This window comes from Neobacillus niacini (assembly GCF_036961885.1).
Lineage (GTDB): Bacteria > Bacillota > Bacilli > Bacillales > Cytobacillaceae > Neobacillus > Neobacillus niacini_H.
On sequence record NZ_JBALNQ010000056.1, the window covers coordinates 43,465 to 58,451 of the forward strand.

Annotated in this window: 15 protein-coding genes; all 15 read right to left on the bottom strand. The window is 37.7% G+C overall.

Annotation, left to right across the window (positions count from 1 at the left end):
• Positions 1 to 195: 195 nt before the first annotated feature.
• Positions 196 to 1,155 carry an aldolase catalytic domain-containing protein gene (locus tag V7124_RS21015; protein ID WP_335409261.1) on the bottom strand — a complete coding sequence of 320 codons (960 nt, stop codon included), beginning with the start codon at positions 1,153 to 1,155 and terminating at the stop codon, positions 196 to 198.
• 218 nt (positions 1,156 to 1,373) lie between these two features.
• Positions 1,374 to 2,567, bottom strand: coding sequence for a pyridoxal phosphate-dependent aminotransferase (locus tag V7124_RS21020; RefSeq protein WP_335493106.1), 1,194 nt, complete (start codon positions 2,565 to 2,567; stop codon positions 1,374 to 1,376).
• A gap of 25 nt (positions 2,568 to 2,592) precedes the next feature.
• Complete coding sequence (locus V7124_RS21025) at positions 2,593 to 3,066, bottom strand: cell wall elongation regulator TseB-like domain-containing protein (RefSeq protein WP_335493108.1); 474 nt, start codon at positions 3,064 to 3,066, stop codon at positions 2,593 to 2,595.
• 60 nt (positions 3,067 to 3,126) lie between these two features.
• Positions 3,127 to 3,975, bottom strand: coding sequence for an ATP-dependent DNA helicase (locus V7124_RS21030; protein WP_335493110.1), 849 nt, complete (start codon positions 3,973 to 3,975; stop codon positions 3,127 to 3,129).
• A gap of 47 nt (positions 3,976 to 4,022) precedes the next feature.
• Positions 4,023 to 6,830, bottom strand: coding sequence for an ATP-dependent DNA helicase DinG (gene dinG, locus V7124_RS21035; protein ID WP_335493112.1), 2,808 nt, complete (start codon positions 6,828 to 6,830; stop codon positions 4,023 to 4,025).
• A 127-nt stretch (positions 6,831 to 6,957) separates the two neighbouring features.
• Positions 6,958 to 7,341 (bottom strand): aspartate 1-decarboxylase, encoded by a 384-nt coding sequence (gene panD / locus V7124_RS21040; RefSeq protein WP_335493114.1) that lies wholly within the window; start codon positions 7,339 to 7,341, stop codon positions 6,958 to 6,960.
• Positions 7,326 to 8,210, bottom strand: a complete 885-nt coding sequence (gene panC, locus V7124_RS21045; protein WP_335493118.1) for a pantoate--beta-alanine ligase — start codon at positions 8,208 to 8,210, stop codon at positions 7,326 to 7,328. The genes panD and panC overlap by 16 nt, the downstream gene beginning before the upstream one ends.
• Positions 8,207 to 9,043: a 3-methyl-2-oxobutanoate hydroxymethyltransferase gene (gene panB, locus V7124_RS21050; protein WP_335493121.1), complete on the bottom strand. Its 837-nt coding sequence runs from the start codon at positions 9,041 to 9,043 to the stop codon at positions 8,207 to 8,209. Before panB ends, panC begins: the two co-directional genes overlap by 4 nt.
• Before the next feature lie 259 nt (positions 9,044 to 9,302).
• Positions 9,303 to 10,292, bottom strand: coding sequence for a biotin--[acetyl-CoA-carboxylase] ligase (locus V7124_RS21055; RefSeq protein ID WP_420490577.1), 990 nt, complete (start codon positions 10,290 to 10,292; stop codon positions 9,303 to 9,305).
• The gene (locus tag V7124_RS21060; RefSeq protein WP_335493123.1) at positions 10,265 to 11,464 is read right to left on the bottom strand and encodes a CCA tRNA nucleotidyltransferase; all 1,200 of its coding nucleotides are present in this window, start codon (positions 11,462 to 11,464) and stop codon (positions 10,265 to 10,267) included. Before V7124_RS21060 ends, V7124_RS21055 begins: the two co-directional genes overlap by 28 nt.
• An 11-nt stretch (positions 11,465 to 11,475) precedes the next feature.
• Positions 11,476 to 12,603: an N-acetyl-alpha-D-glucosaminyl L-malate synthase BshA gene (gene bshA, locus V7124_RS21065; protein WP_335493125.1), complete on the bottom strand. Its 1,128-nt coding sequence runs from the start codon at positions 12,601 to 12,603 to the stop codon at positions 11,476 to 11,478.
• A gap of 2 nt (positions 12,604 to 12,605) precedes the next feature.
• The gene (gene bshB1 / locus V7124_RS21070; protein WP_335409722.1) at positions 12,606 to 13,316 is read right to left on the bottom strand and encodes a bacillithiol biosynthesis deacetylase BshB1; all 711 of its coding nucleotides are present in this window, start codon (positions 13,314 to 13,316) and stop codon (positions 12,606 to 12,608) included.
• Positions 13,306 to 13,725 carry a methylglyoxal synthase gene (gene mgsA, locus V7124_RS21075; protein WP_335409241.1) on the bottom strand — a complete coding sequence of 140 codons (420 nt, stop codon included), beginning with the start codon at positions 13,723 to 13,725 and terminating at the stop codon, positions 13,306 to 13,308. Before mgsA ends, bshB1 begins: the two co-directional genes overlap by 11 nt.
• 10 nt (positions 13,726 to 13,735) lie before the next feature.
• A complete protein-coding gene (gene dapB / locus V7124_RS21080; RefSeq protein ID WP_335493127.1) occupies positions 13,736 to 14,539 on the bottom strand; it encodes a 4-hydroxy-tetrahydrodipicolinate reductase in 804 nt (267 codons plus the stop codon).
• Positions 14,540 to 14,545: 6 nt separating this feature from the next.
• A complete protein-coding gene (locus tag V7124_RS21085) occupies positions 14,546 to 14,896 on the bottom strand; it encodes a nucleotide pyrophosphohydrolase (protein WP_335493130.1) in 351 nt (116 codons plus the stop codon).
• Between the last annotated feature and the right edge of the window lie 91 nt (positions 14,897 to 14,987).

Genomic DNA, 14,987 nt, shown 5'->3' on the forward strand with positions numbered 1-14,987 from the left:
TTAAATTCCTTAAAGTCATGAATATACTTCTTATTCCCATTTAGGACATCCTTATATTATAAACTAGTTATGTTACTGTTGGTAAACGAAATTTTTTTAGAATAATAATAGACTGGAAAATTAAAAAATAAAAACCGCATCAGTGAAAAAATTCACCGTGCGGTACACTTAACTATAAATAAATTGACATTTACCCTATTTCATTACTGGAGCAAGATTGGCTTCGGGTGAAGTGACCTTATCATAAAAATCTACGAATTTATCACGGTCGGCGCTATCACGGTAAGCCATGGCGACACGCGGATGTTCATTAAGGACACCAGAAATCATATATGGAATGATATAGCCCCACTCCCATTTTTGGCGCATTTCAAGCATATGCTTTTCTATCATTTCAAGCACTGGCTTCAGTTCGTAGCTTGGCTTTTGGATGTAGCTAACCAGCAGTTCTGTATTACAATTACCTGCTGCGCGGCCCATGCCAAATACAGATGAATCTAGATATGTAACCCCATTTTGCAGTGCCGCTAACGTATTAGCAAACGCTAACTGCATGTTGTTATGTGTATGGATTCCAAGCTGCTTGTTAGGAATCAACTCTTGGAACTTTTTCACTTGGTGCTCAATATCTGAAGGATCCAAGCTCCCGAAAGAATCGACGATATATACAACATCGACAGGACTTTCCCTCACCATATCAAATGCTTTTGTTAACTGCTTTTCAGGCACACTCGATAAAGCCATAATATTAAGTGAAGTTTCATAACCCAAATCATGAAACATTTGTACAAGCTCTAATCCTTTATCAACTTCACGGATATAGCATGCCACCCGAATCATATCTAAAACACTTTGTTCACGTGGTAAAATGTCATTTGGGTCTACACGGCCAATATCCACAAGAGCAGAAAACTTCGTGAATTTTTTCTCAGGGAAAATTTCTTTCAAGAAATTATCGTCTAGAAATCTCCATGGATTTGGCTCAGTTGCATTGAGTAGTTTTGGGGAGTTTTTGTAACCAATCTCCATGTATTCAACACCAGCCGCACTTAAGCTATTATACAAGTCTTGAACAAATTCCACACTGAAATCCCAATTGTTAACCAAGCCCCCATCTCGAATCGTGCAGTCTAAAATTTTGCTGCCTTGTCCCATGAAAGTAATGCCTCCTGTAAATCATATTTTTATATTATTTATTAGTCTTTGCTTTAAAGCCCTAAAATCCTTACTGTGTTTATATCACTTTTCAATCATAGGAGTCAACCATTTTCCGAAAATTCATTTTTTAGATTCAAAAAAGACATTCTCCCTAAATAATGTCTGAGAGAATGGCTTTTTAATAACGTTGCGCATGTTAATTGAAAACGATTATTTTATGCTTTGTGTTTTGATTCAACAAAATCCTTCATTCTCACAACAGCTTCTTCCAATAGGTCTAAAGAGGTTGCATAAGATAGACGGATATTTTCAGGGGTACCGAACCCGGAGCCTGGGATTACTGCTACTTTGGCTTCAACAAGCAATGCTTCAACAAAGGCGTCAACATCTTGATATCCCGTTATTTCAGCAGCTGCCTTAACATTTGGATATAAATAGAATGCACCCTGAGGTTTCACACAGGTAAATCCTGGAATCGAAACTAATTTATCATAAATTACTTCTAAACGATGTTCAAATGCCTGACGCATTTCTTCAACCGGCTCTTGCGGACCATTATAAGCAGCAATGGAAGCATACTGAGCAGTTGTGGTTGGATTAGATGTGCTATGACTCGCAAGGTTTGTCATGGCTTCTATAATCTCCCTGTTACCAGCCGCATAACCAATTCTCCAACCTGTCATGGAGTGTGATTTGGATACACCATTGATCACGATGGTTTGTTCCTTTAGTTCTGGAGAAAGCTGAGCGATTGATACATGTTTATGAGTGCCATATATGAGCTTTTCGTAAATTTCATCTGACACGATTAATATATTTCTTTCTTGGCATATTTCACCTAATGCCTGCAGTTCATCTGCTGTATAGATAACACCAGTTGGGTTACTAGGAGAATTGATAATAACTGCTTTCGTTTTTTCGGTAATAGCTGTTTCTAATTGTTGTGGAGTAATCTTAAATTGTTGGGACTCTAATCCATCAACGTAAATTGGTACACCACCGGCTAATTTAACTTGTTCAGGGTAGCTAACCCAATAAGGCGTTGGAATGATTACCTCATCACCCTCATTTAAGAGCACTTGAAAAAGTGTATACAATGCATGCTTTGCCCCGTTTGCAACAATAATTTCATTGGGTTTATAAGTAAGCCCCTGGTCTCTCTCAAATTTCTCAATAATCGCCTTTTTTAAAGCTGGTAAGCCTGCTGAAGGGGTATACTTCGTATGTCCTTCATTCATTGACCGTGCTGCGGCATCCAAAATATGTTGTGGAGTATTATAATCAGGTTCACCTGCTCCTAAGCCAATTACATCTACCCCTTTTTCCTTTAATTCTTTCGCCTTTGCTGTAATTGCTAATGTTGTTGATGGTGTGAGTGCCATTACCCTATTTGCTAATTTTACTGCCATTCCAATTCCTCCTACTTCATCCAAACTAAAGATTTTCAATTTTCTTTAGCCATTCTCCTGTTTTAAAGTGTACATAGTAATAATTTATTAAATTATTTTCAGAACGGTAATGAATTTCCCATAAAGGGATATTATTTTCCATTCCTAATCTCACAGAAATAATTTCTTTCGGACTTTTTTCAGCTAATAGTCTTTGTACTGCATCCTCTTTTGATATTCCGTTTTTCGGTTTATCAACCATTACCTTCTTACTTTTTTCTGGAATCCAGACGATGATATTCTCACCTTTTTTATTTTCCCCCTCAATAATACTAACGGTTTCTGCTCCATGATAGATGTGAAAATCCTCCACTTCACTTAACTCGACCTTGTCTTTGGCCAAGGAAACAGCTTTTTCTTCCGCAGCATTTAAAGGTTCCTGTGCACTTACATATACTTTAATAAAAACCCCAACACCAATGACAAAGAACAGTACTAAAAATAAAATTATTTTTTTCATAATACTCCACTTCTTTATGTACGATAAATGGTAAACCTTTATCCCTCTAAAGCAATAATATCAGCTATAGTCTTCATTTTCTACTGGAAAAGTGAAGACTTCATAGTTATTTTCGGTAAATTTTATTGTAATCGTACCATGTTTCTTAGTATAAAGAACTTCTGACCAAGTATCCTGCAGGTCATAAATAATCTCAGGGTCAGGTTGATGTTGTTCTGACTCGAATAAAATAGATATCTGTGGATTAACATTTTGAATCAATTTCTCCGATAACGAATTTTCCATCGCCCAGTTAGGTACCTTAAAAATAGTGACGTCATCTAAATTTTTCTTCATTAAATGCTCTTCCGCATCATCACTAGATGAAGTCATTAGAAATAGACGATGCTTAAAGAACTGCAACGTAAAATCTAACCCTTCCGTCTCACCTTTTCCTGAAAATAGAACTTCAGCAGCAAGATCCGGTAACAGTATTTGTCTTGTCCCTTCTTTCCAAGGTATCACTTCAACCTCGGCAAATGGAGACGCCATATTTATTAATTCATTCACTATTTCAGGTGTAGAAATCAATTGCTTTACCTTATATTTAGAAATAAATTGAGTAAGTTGATCTAGAAAGAGATTTTGACGGTTGGTAATAACTAGTGTTGAAATTTCTTTAACCCCGTATGTTTTGAGCATCTCTCTTAATTCCGGGCTTGTTTCTTTTCCACCCATATTAACCATGATATTTTCCCCATTGGACCCTTGAATTAGGGTTGCTTCACCATCGTCTAATCCTAAAAATGTGACAGCAATCTCGTGATCTTTTAAATTTAAATGAATATTTTCAACCTTCTCTATTGGAGAGGCACTTCCAATAGAAATCATTTGAAAAAAGATAGCTGTCATTAATAGTAACACTCTCATACACATACCTCCCTTATTAATAGGGTGTGTAACTTTTCATTAATTCATTATAACCATTTGTCAATAATTTCAACTAATTCGTCAATATTCCCCTTTTTCATCGGTACGGATGGAATAGATTGCAAAAATGCCTTACCATATTTAGTCGTAATGATCCTTTTATCAAAAACCATCATAATTCCGCGGTCTTTTTCTGTTCGTATAAGTCGACCGAAGCCCTGTTTAAATCTAAGAACCGCCTCAGGTAAAGAATACTCAGTAAAGGCATTTCCACCCTTTTGCTTAATCACTTGACACTTTGCTTCTGTCAAAGGTTCATCAGGCGGACTAAAAGGTAATCTGACCATAATCAAACAGGATAAATCCTCCCCAGGGATGTCTATGCCTTCCCAGAAGCTGCTTGTTCCCAGCAAAATGGCTTTATCATATCTCTGGAAATTTCTTGTTAGTCTCGAACGACTGCCGCTGGTAATCCCCTGGGCGATGATCGCATAGTCATTTAGAAACCCACTTTCCTTTATTAGCTCATAGGTTTTCTTTAACATGTCATGAGCTGTAAAGAGAATCAGCATCCTCCCCTTTGTAGCTTCCGCAATTGTAATAATATGTTCCGTAATCGCAATGACGTAATCATCTAGACTTGTTGCGTTAATCTCAGGCAAATCCTCGGGTATTAATAGTTGCACCTGACTTTGGTAATCAAATGGAGATGAGATTGACATTGTCAGCGTGGTGTCTTTGCTAAGCCCAATTTCCTTGATCATGTAATCAAAAGAATGATTAACCGTAAGAGTAGCTGAAGTTAACACAATACCCTTTTTACAATTAAAGAATTTTTCCTTAAGAGAAGCTGCTACAAATGCCGGCTGAGCATAAAAGGTAGTTATATTCTGTTGGGAGCGGAAGTCAACTTCAATCCACTTTACATCGTTAGATTCTTTAATAAAGCAATCTTGTACGGTATTTCTCAAGTCTTCTAGATCGTTTCTAAAGGATATGATTTCCTCCAGTTTTCCTTTATGTCTGCTTGATAAAGAATTATTATTTTCCTTAATTACATTTAATCGAGCAGTTATTACGGTTTGTAAGTCTTTCAATAAGAAGGCAAATCTCTCTGCACTATGTACGAGAGCATTTTTTTCTTTTCCACCCTTATCATGGGAAAAACGAACTTTTGCCCGATTTAAGCCTCTTCTTTCGGCAGAATTTGATTTTGCATATAGGGCAGTCAGCTTAAAAAACTCATCCATTTCATATGAAAGGTCTGAAGTTAGTTTATTAATTTTTTCAGGTGGAGTTACATTTTCCTTTTTGGATTTTATCGATTCCACTATTGAATCTAGCTCATAAAAAAGAAGATGTTGGTCATATTGACCAAATTGACTTAAAAGCAACCGGGTTGATAAGTAATCTAAGGAACGACCAAAGTATTGACTTGCAACTTTTTCAAAATGATGTCCTTCGTCGATGATTGCATAATCAAAATCTGGCAAAAATGATGTCTCAGCAGATAGATTACTTAATAGCAGTGAATGATTAGTAATAATAATATCTGCCTGATATGCCTCATTCTTTGCCCGTAAATAAAAATCCTTCTCCTGCCAAACTTTATTCATTGCAAAGATCGTCTGTTCATTTTTAATTTTATTCCAAAAGAGATTGCCACCGCTTGAGAGGTTCAACTCGTCTCGATCGCCCGTTTTTGTTTCTGTTAACCAAACTAAAATTTGCATTTTTGTTAGTGTTGTATCGTAATTATCATTTTCTTCTAGTAAAGATAAGGCGAATTTTTCTAAACTAATATAATGATTTCTTCCTTTTAACAATACGGTTTTCACCTCAAGAGGAAGAATTTTTGCTAATAAGGGAATTTCATTATGAATGAGCTGCTCTTGCAATTGGATAGTATGTGTACTTACTATTACCCTGAGCTTGTTTTGTTTTGCAAAATAAGCAACCGGCAAAAGGTATGCCAAAGATTTACCTACTCCTGTTCCTGCCTCTATAAGGGTATGCTTTCCGGACATAAATGCTTCGTAAACCCCATCCATCATTTGAAATTGACCCATTCTTTTTTCATAAGACGAAAAACCCTTAGTCACCATATCTATTTTATCTTCTTCACTGATTGGATAGTGAAAATGTTCGTCATTCTGCCCACTCGTTGACGTTGGGCTGCTAGCAAACTTTTTCAAGGCAAGCGTGTTGTACATTTCAAGTGTCTCATCCCAAGTCTCAGTACTTTGATCTATTTCTAAAATGATTTCATCAATTAATTGTTGTAAATCGCTTTTTAATCCTCCAGAAAGCTGAGAAAGCTGACGAAGGGTCATTTTCGGCAATTGTGATAAGCGGTTTACAAGGATTAGGAAAAGCTCTGCAGTCACTTGAGCGTCACTATCTGCCTGATGTGGCCGATCATGGTTGAGATCCTCTCGGAATGCTAGATCTGATAGCTTATAGCCATCTGCGGTAGGAAATATGATTCTCGCCATTTCTACTGTATCTAGAACTGACCCGTAAAAACCTTCAAATCCTGCTTGAATTAATTCTTCCTGTAAAAAGGACAAATCAAATAATACATTGTGAGCAACAAAATAAGCACCTTCTAATAAAGCAATTACCTTTGGGGCAATCTCCATAAATAATGGTGCGTCCTTTACCATCCCATCCTCTAAGCCAGTCAATTCCTCAATAAATGCAGGTATGGACCTTTTAGGGTTGATGAGTGATGAGAAACTTTCCGTGATTTTTCCATCTTCAATAACCACAGCGGCAAATTGGATTATTTTATCCCCTTTTTTGGGGTTATTTCCTGTCGTTTCTAAGTCTACAACAACAAATTTATTTAACATTCTACATAACACCTCAAACCTTCATTCAAACGGTATCATAAAAAAGGTAAAAGAAAAAGTATACCTTACTCTACAGTATATAAAATTAACAGCAAAAAAGAAAAATCCCCGAAAAAGCGGGGATTCTCTACATGATCGTTAAGGCTGGCTCTGCATAAATAAGTTCTTTTATTCTGTTATCTTCATCCATAATTGCCACTTTAGGCTGATGGCTTTGGACTTTTTCTTCGGATACCAAGCAATATGAGATGATAATAACAACATCACCTGTTTGAACTAGTCGAGCGGCAGCTCCATTCAAGCAAACGATACCACTGCCTCTTTCACCAGGAATGATATAGGTTTCAAGTCTTGCCCCGTTATTGTTATTTACAATTTGAACCTTCTCATTTGCAACCATACCAACAGCGTCAAGTAAATCTTCATCAATCGTAATACTGCCAACATAATTAAGATTCGCTTCCGTTACTGTAGCACGGTGGATTTTCCCATTCATCATGTGTCGAAACATTCGTTTTCTCCTCCAATTTCCTGCCCTAAGTCTAGGATAATATTATCAATTAAACGAACCCTAGAAAACTGCACGGCTAGAGCAATGATAAAAATATCTGCTAAATACTCTACAGATTTTAATTGGGGATATGAATAGATCTCAACATAATCAATTTTCCCGTTGGACTCGGAGCGTATCATTGTTGATACCAATGTCTTTATGGCTTCAGGATCCCGAACTCCTTTATCAATCGCCTCCTTGGCAGCAGTTAAGCTTTTATAAAGGACGCTTGCTTTAGCCCTCTCCTCGGGCAGAAGATTAACATTACGAGAACTTTTTGCTAGACCATCTTCTTCACGTACAATCTCTACAGGTATTAGTTCAATTGGAAAATTAAGATCCGAAATTAAGCCTTCTACGACCGCGACTTGTTGCGCATCCTTTGTGCCAAAGTAAGCTCTTGTTGGCAAAACAATATTAAATAACTTCGTTAAGACAGTAGCCACCCCGTCAAAATGACCAGGTCTCGATTTTCCACATAAAACATCCGTACGGTCTTGAATGATTACCCTTGCGGATGTTTTATGTGGATACATTTCTTCCACACTAGGATAAAAAATGAGGTCTACCCCTTCACATTCAGCCAATGATTGGTCTCTTGCAAAGTCTCGTGGATAGGTTGAAAAATCCTCTTTTGGACCAAACTGCAATGGATTTACGAATATACTTAAAACAACAATATCATTTTCTATTCTCGCTTTTTTTAATAGAGTTAAATGACCTTCATGTAAAAAACCCATTGTTGGCACAAAGCCGATTGATTTGGAATGAGATTTCTGTTTACTTATTTCCTTACGCATTTCCTGAATGGTGGTAATGACTCTCATTTTATTCCTCCGTAAAGTCCACTAAGCTCCCGTTCCTTCATCGTAAAGGAATGCTTATCTTCAGGAAATTGTTGTGATTTAACTTCCTTCACATATGCCTGTATCGATTCAACAATAAACGGGTTTAAAGAGTAATATTGCTTTACAAACTTTGGTACACGCTCCACACCATATCCTAAAATGTCATGATAGACTAGTACTTGCCCATCTACATCAACTCCTGCTCCAATACCAATTATAGGAATGGATACAGCTTTGGAAACTTCATCGGCTAGCTGCTTCGGTACACACTCTAAGACAATCGCAAATGCCCCTGCTTCTTCACACTTTTTAGCGTCCTCCAGCAATTTCATTGCAGCTTTGGCGTCTTTCCCTTGAACTTTATACCCACCTAATACGCCAACGGATTGAGGGGTCAAGCCAAGATGTCCACAAACTGGAATTCCAGCTTTTGTAAGCGCTGAAATTTTTTCAATTACCTCATCGGCACCCTCAAGCTTCACTGCATGTGCACCTGTTTCTTGAATTAATCTACCCGCATTTTGTAATGTATCCTTAACCGATAGATGATAGGTTAAGAACGGCATATCCACAACAATAAACGTATCCTTAGCTCCACGTTTTACCGCTCTTGAATGATGAATCATATCATCCATTGTCACTGGTACTGTTGAATCGTAACCAAGTACCACCATTCCAAGCGAGTCTCCTACTAAAATTAGATCTACACCTGCCTGCTCTGCTTGCTTTGCAGAAGGATAATCATAGGCAGTAAGCATAACAATTTTTTCATTACTTTCTTTCATTTTAAAAAAATCAGTACTTTGCTTCATTAACATTCCCTCCTTTTTTGTAGGAAGAGGGGTCAAAAAGAGCACAAATAAAAAGATCCATCTGAAGGCAGAGGATCTTGGACTCTTTTACATTTTCTATCCCTCTGTCCCGGTCCGTTATCCGGATCTAGGCAGAACCCTTTTAAATTGTAAAAAACTAGTTTCAGGTGCAGCTCACAATGATACCGCCCATTATCTGAATTATAAGAAAAAAACAAAAAAACCGCAAGCATTCTTTTCAAATAACAAAAACTATATCTTATAACTCTATATCCGCAGAATAAACATGATGTATTTTTCCGTGTTCATCTTCGATCATTAATACTCCATCATCTGTTATCCCTAGTGCTTTACCAATAATAGAATGTGAGAGTGTACGTGCGGTAATATTTCTGCCAATACTTATTGCATAACTTTCCCAAAGGAGCTTAATAGGAAAGAAGCCCTCAGCTAAATAAAGTAAATACAATTTTTCCAACTTCACAAAGATACCCTTTATTAAGTCTGCTCGTGATACTTTTTCTCCCTTTTCAATCAAGATTGATGTAGCGATCCCTTTTAGCTCGTTAGGAAAGTCTTCGTTTGTTTGATTAACATTTATTCCCATACCAATTATGATTGAATTAATTCGATCTGCTTCTGCTTCAAGTTCAGTAAGGATTCCTGTTACCTTTTTTCCATTTAAAAGAATATCATTTGGCCATTTTATCTCTGGAAGCAGACCAGTCCGTTCCTCTATCGCCTGTACAATTGCCACCGCGGCCAAAAGCGTTAATTGTGGAGCTTTTGGCAGTGGAATATTGGGTCTAAGAATGATACTCATCCAGATGCCCGTATACTTAGGAGAGTGCCATTTTCGATCCATTCTGCCTCGACCAGATACCTGTTCTTCAGCAATGATTACCGTTCCTTCAGGTGCATTTTCATATGCTAAACGATGAGCAATCTTTTGGGTAGAATCCACAGTTTCTTCATAATGAAGGTTTTTACCAATGAATCCTGTTGTTAAACCTAGTCTTAATTCGTCAGCAGTTATCATTTCAGGCGTCTTAACAATCCGATAGCCTTTTCGACGTACTGCTTCTAATTCGAACCCTTCTTTCCGGAGCCCTTCAATATGCTTCCACACCGCCGTTCTAGAGCAGCCGATTACCTCTGCTATATGCTGTCCCGATAGAAAATCTTCACCAGCATTAGTAAAGGCATCAAGCAAATCTTTCCTTAATTGTGATTGCACTCCATCAGCCACTCCTTTATGATTTTTTTATTATTGCCAACGGTTCCTTCTACAATAGCCTCTTCCACTTTTATCAGGAGTTCCTTCACCCATGGTCCGCCGCTTTTGTTAAACCAGCCAATTAAGTCATTCCCTGTCAGATCCATTTCTGACCGTTCTTTTATGGGTAGTCGTTCATATAAATCAATATAGTCTTGTATCGAATCAACAGACTCAATTCCGCTAATTACGAGATATAGCATCTCAGCAGAAACGAAGGTTTTCTTCCTTGCCGCATACAAATCATACGACGACCAGCTAGCTTTGAATCTTTTATTTAAATAATGTAAAATATTCAGAATTTCCCTTATTTCCTTAGATGGGAATCGCCAGCCTTTTAGAAATTCTTCCATTTCCTTTTTTTCTATTTTCAAACAGTATCCTAGCAATGCCCACATTTCGCGAGTATTTAATCGGTCTAGCCTGTACTCCAACATTAATTTTAGGTTGTTCTCTTTGTCCGCTAACCCTGGTAAATAAGAATATAAATTGGTTTGTAAAATTAGTTGTATAGCTTGTTTTCGATTAATACCAAAAAGCAATTTGTCAAACTCAGCTTGTTTGCGTTCAACCGCAATTTTATCAAGTAAGTGCCCTAAATCTAACAACGCATTTAGTGTTTCTTTTTCAATTCGGAAAGACAGCTGACTCACAAAACGCACTGCCCGCATCATTCTTAATGCATCCTCTTGAAAGCGATCTATTGCTTTTCCAACTGTTTGAATAACTTTATTCTTTATTGCTACTTGTCCATCAAAGGGATCAATTAGATTTCCGTCTTTATCCATAGCCATTGCATTCATGGTAAAATCTCTCCGTTGTAAATCCTCGCGGAGGTTTCGAATAAAAGAGACTTCTTTCGGTCTACGGTAATCCTCGTATTCAGCCTCCGTGCGAAAGGTAGTAATCTCATACGATTTATTTTGATATAAAACTAGAACAGTTCCATGCTCAATACCTACATCAACTGTTTTTGAAAAACATTGTTTTACTTCCTCTGGTGTTGCTGAAGTGGCAATATCAACATCGTTAATTGGTTTATTTAAAAGCAAATCTCTGACAGAACCGCCAACAAAATAAGCCTCAAAACCTGCAGACTCTAGCTTTTGGATAACTGGAACAGCTGATAAAAAAGGCTCTTTCATACTTATCACCCTTATTGTAAGAGCTTAAAATATAATTGCTCATATTGCCCGACAATTTGTTCGGCTCTAAATTTTGTATTTACTAAAGAAACTCCATTACTAGCAAATTGTTGATGAATTTGTTTATTTCTCAATAAGTAAATTGCTTTCGTGGAAATATCATCAATATCTCCTAATTCACAAATGTAGCCTGTACTTCCATGTTGGATGACTTCAGGCAAGCCTCCGACATTTGTTCCAATGCATGGAACACCACATGCCATTGCCTCAAGAGCAACTAGCCCAAAGCTCTCTTTTTCCGATAATAACAGCTTTAAATCACTTATTGAGTATAATTCATCCAGGTTTTCCTGTTTGCCGAGGAGATGAACTTTTTCTGTCAATCCCAATTTTTTTACTAGCCTGCAAACCGGTGTCATTTCTGGACCATCTCCGACCAGCAAAAGTTTCGCTGGCATCGCTTCGGAAATTCTTGCGAACGTTTTTACAACATCCTGAACACGTTTAACTGGTCGGAAATTTGAAACATGGATAACAACCTTTTCGTCTTCTTTGATGCCGAATTCTTTCTTTAAATGTTTTGCATCTCGTTTTTGATAAATTCGAGCATCAATAAAGTTATATACGGTTTCAATTTGTTTGTCTGGCTGAATAAGTTCGTGAGTTTGCTCAATCAAAGATTTTGAAACAGCCGTTACGGTGTCAGATTTTTCAATTCCAAACTTAATGGCCTCAGTAAGGGATGGGTCGTACCCAAGGACCGTGATGTCCGTCCCGTGAAGCGTGGTGACAATCTTTACATCAACTTTGCTCATTTGTTTAGCTAAGATCGCACAAACTGCATGAGGAATAGCATAATGAACATGGAGAATGTCGAGGTTCTCTCGATTTGCAACCTCCGCCATTTTACTAGCTAAAGCAATATCATAGGGTGGATACTGAAAAAGAGAATATTGATTCACTTCAACCTGATGATAATAAATATTATGATAAATTTTATTTAATCTAAAAGGAATGCTTGATGAGATAAAATGGATCTCATGTCCTTTTTCAGCTAGCATTTTACCTAATTCCGTAGCCACCACACCTGAGCCGCCAACCGTAGGATAACAGGTAATTCCAATTTTAAGTTTCTTCATTGTTAATCTCCTATCAAGTCACAATTCAAGAGAATAGGAACCTTTGTTTTAAAGCCTTCTGCAAATTGTACCCCAACCTGCTGGCCAAATAGTCTTTCTCTTGCCTTAACGGTTTCGATATACCCATTTATAAGTGGTGTTTCGACACTGTTTTCTGTTTGTTCAAATTGACTCTGATACGCTCTCAATGCTGCAATTTTTTGCTCCATTTCAGCGGAGACATCGATTGCAAAATCAGGCTTATGAAAGCCATTAATCATATAAAAATATACTCTTTCAACCTTATGGTATTCCTGCGAATTCTCTGTATGGTATTTTCGTATCCCCGCAGAAAAGACCGCCTCTTCTACAAGGCGGGCACAGTTTCCATGATCTGGATGACGGTCATCAAAGTAGGGGGCAAAGACGATTTTTGGCTGATACTTTCTAATTACTGCTGCAATCTTCCTAATAAATTCCGCTTGAAGAAACAGTCCTCTATCAGGAAATGAAAGTGACAATCTATCTGTGACTCCTAAGATATTAGCAGCATGTTCAGCCTCTTCTTTCCTCATCTCGATGGTCCCGTTTGAAGATAGGCCGGCTTCCGTCAAATCACAAATACCTATCCTTTTACCAACTGCTGTCCATTTTGCGATACTGCCTCCCATGCCGATTTCCACATCATCAGCATGGGCGCCGAAAGCTAAAATATGTAAGGGCTTATCGTTCATCACTTTCACCGTTCTCGTGGACAATATTTCTCCACTCTAGGAAGCCTTCGGCTAACCCTCTTATCAACAATTCTGCTGTTCCCATGTTAGTAGCGAGAGGAATTGAATAAACATCACAAAGGCGAACGAGTGCAGTTACATCTGGTTCATGCGGTTGCGCTGTAAGCGGATCCCTAAAAAAGAAAATAGCATCCATTTTATTTTTTGCGATCATCGCACCGATTTCTTGATCTCCGCCTAACGGACCGGATTGAAATCTGGTAATCGGTAAACCAGTTGCCTCTTGGATTCTCAGCCCTGTCGTTCCCGTTGCAAAAAGGCTATGTTGTGAAAAAATTGTTTGGTATGCTGTTGCAAATTGAACAAGGTCATTCTTTTTATTATCATGTGCGATTAAAGCTATATTCATGGTAGTGCTCCTATTCTATAATATTTTCAAGACCATAGACAAAAAGATCTTGTTTCATTACTGTGTCTACTGCAATTTGTACTCCAGACATAAACGATGCCCGATTATAGGAATCATGACGAATCGATAAGGTTTGACCATCTGCTCCAAATAACACCTGTTGATGCGCCACTAGACCTGGCAATCTCACAGAATGAATATGCATTCCATCAAGCTCAGCACCTCTGGCACCGCTTATTGTTTCTTTCTCATCCGGATGACCCTGATGTTTGGTTTCCCTTACAGCGGTAATCATTTCAGCAGTCTTCACAGCTGTACCTGAAGGAGCATCGAGTTTTTTGTCATGATGAAGTTCAATGATTTCGACATCAGAAAAATATTTTGCAGCCATTTGTGAAAACTTCATCATTAGAACAGCACCGAGGGCAAAATTAGGCGCAATAATACAGCCTAGTTTCTTTTCCCTGCAAATACCTTCTAGCTCTTCTAAGTCATCTTTTGTAAATCCAGTGGTTCCGACAACAGGTCTGACATTATGAAGAAGTGCCGTTTTGGCATGGTGCATCCCCACCTCTGGTGTTGTTAGATCAATTAATACATCACATTCTACATTTTGAAGACACGTCTCGATGGTTGTAAAAATTGGTACATTCTTTATAGCATGAAACCCCTCTAGATCACTTAACATATGGCCGTCATATTTATAATCAATGACAGCCTTTAACTCAAAATGTTTAGTATTGGTAACCATTTTGACGGCTTCACTTCCCATCCGTCCCCGTGGTCCCGCAATGATTATTTTCACCGTTGACACTAATACTCACTCCTCATTCTGATTTTCTAGTCTCGTCCAACGATCCTTGTCCCTAGTATTAAATTTATTCATAACATAGTCATGTGACTCTTCCAAATCGATATTTAATGAATTGGCCAAGCAAATAATGACAAAAAGAAGGTCTCCCAGTTCCTCCTCAATTGCTTTTTCGGTTTCAGTAGATTTTTTAGGTTTCTCACCATAATAATGATTAACTTCTCTAGCAAGCTCCCCAAGCTCTTCTGTTAGCCGTGCTACCATTGCTAATGGACTAAAATATCCCTCTTTAAATTGACTTATGTATGTATCTACTTCATTTTGCAGGTCTTTGATTGATTTCCCATTGACCAAATACATTCACCTCATTTTAAATTGCAAACCATCTATAAAATACATTAGCTAAAAATAGTTCGTTTTACAAATATTTTTATTTTAGGCTGTGTTAAAC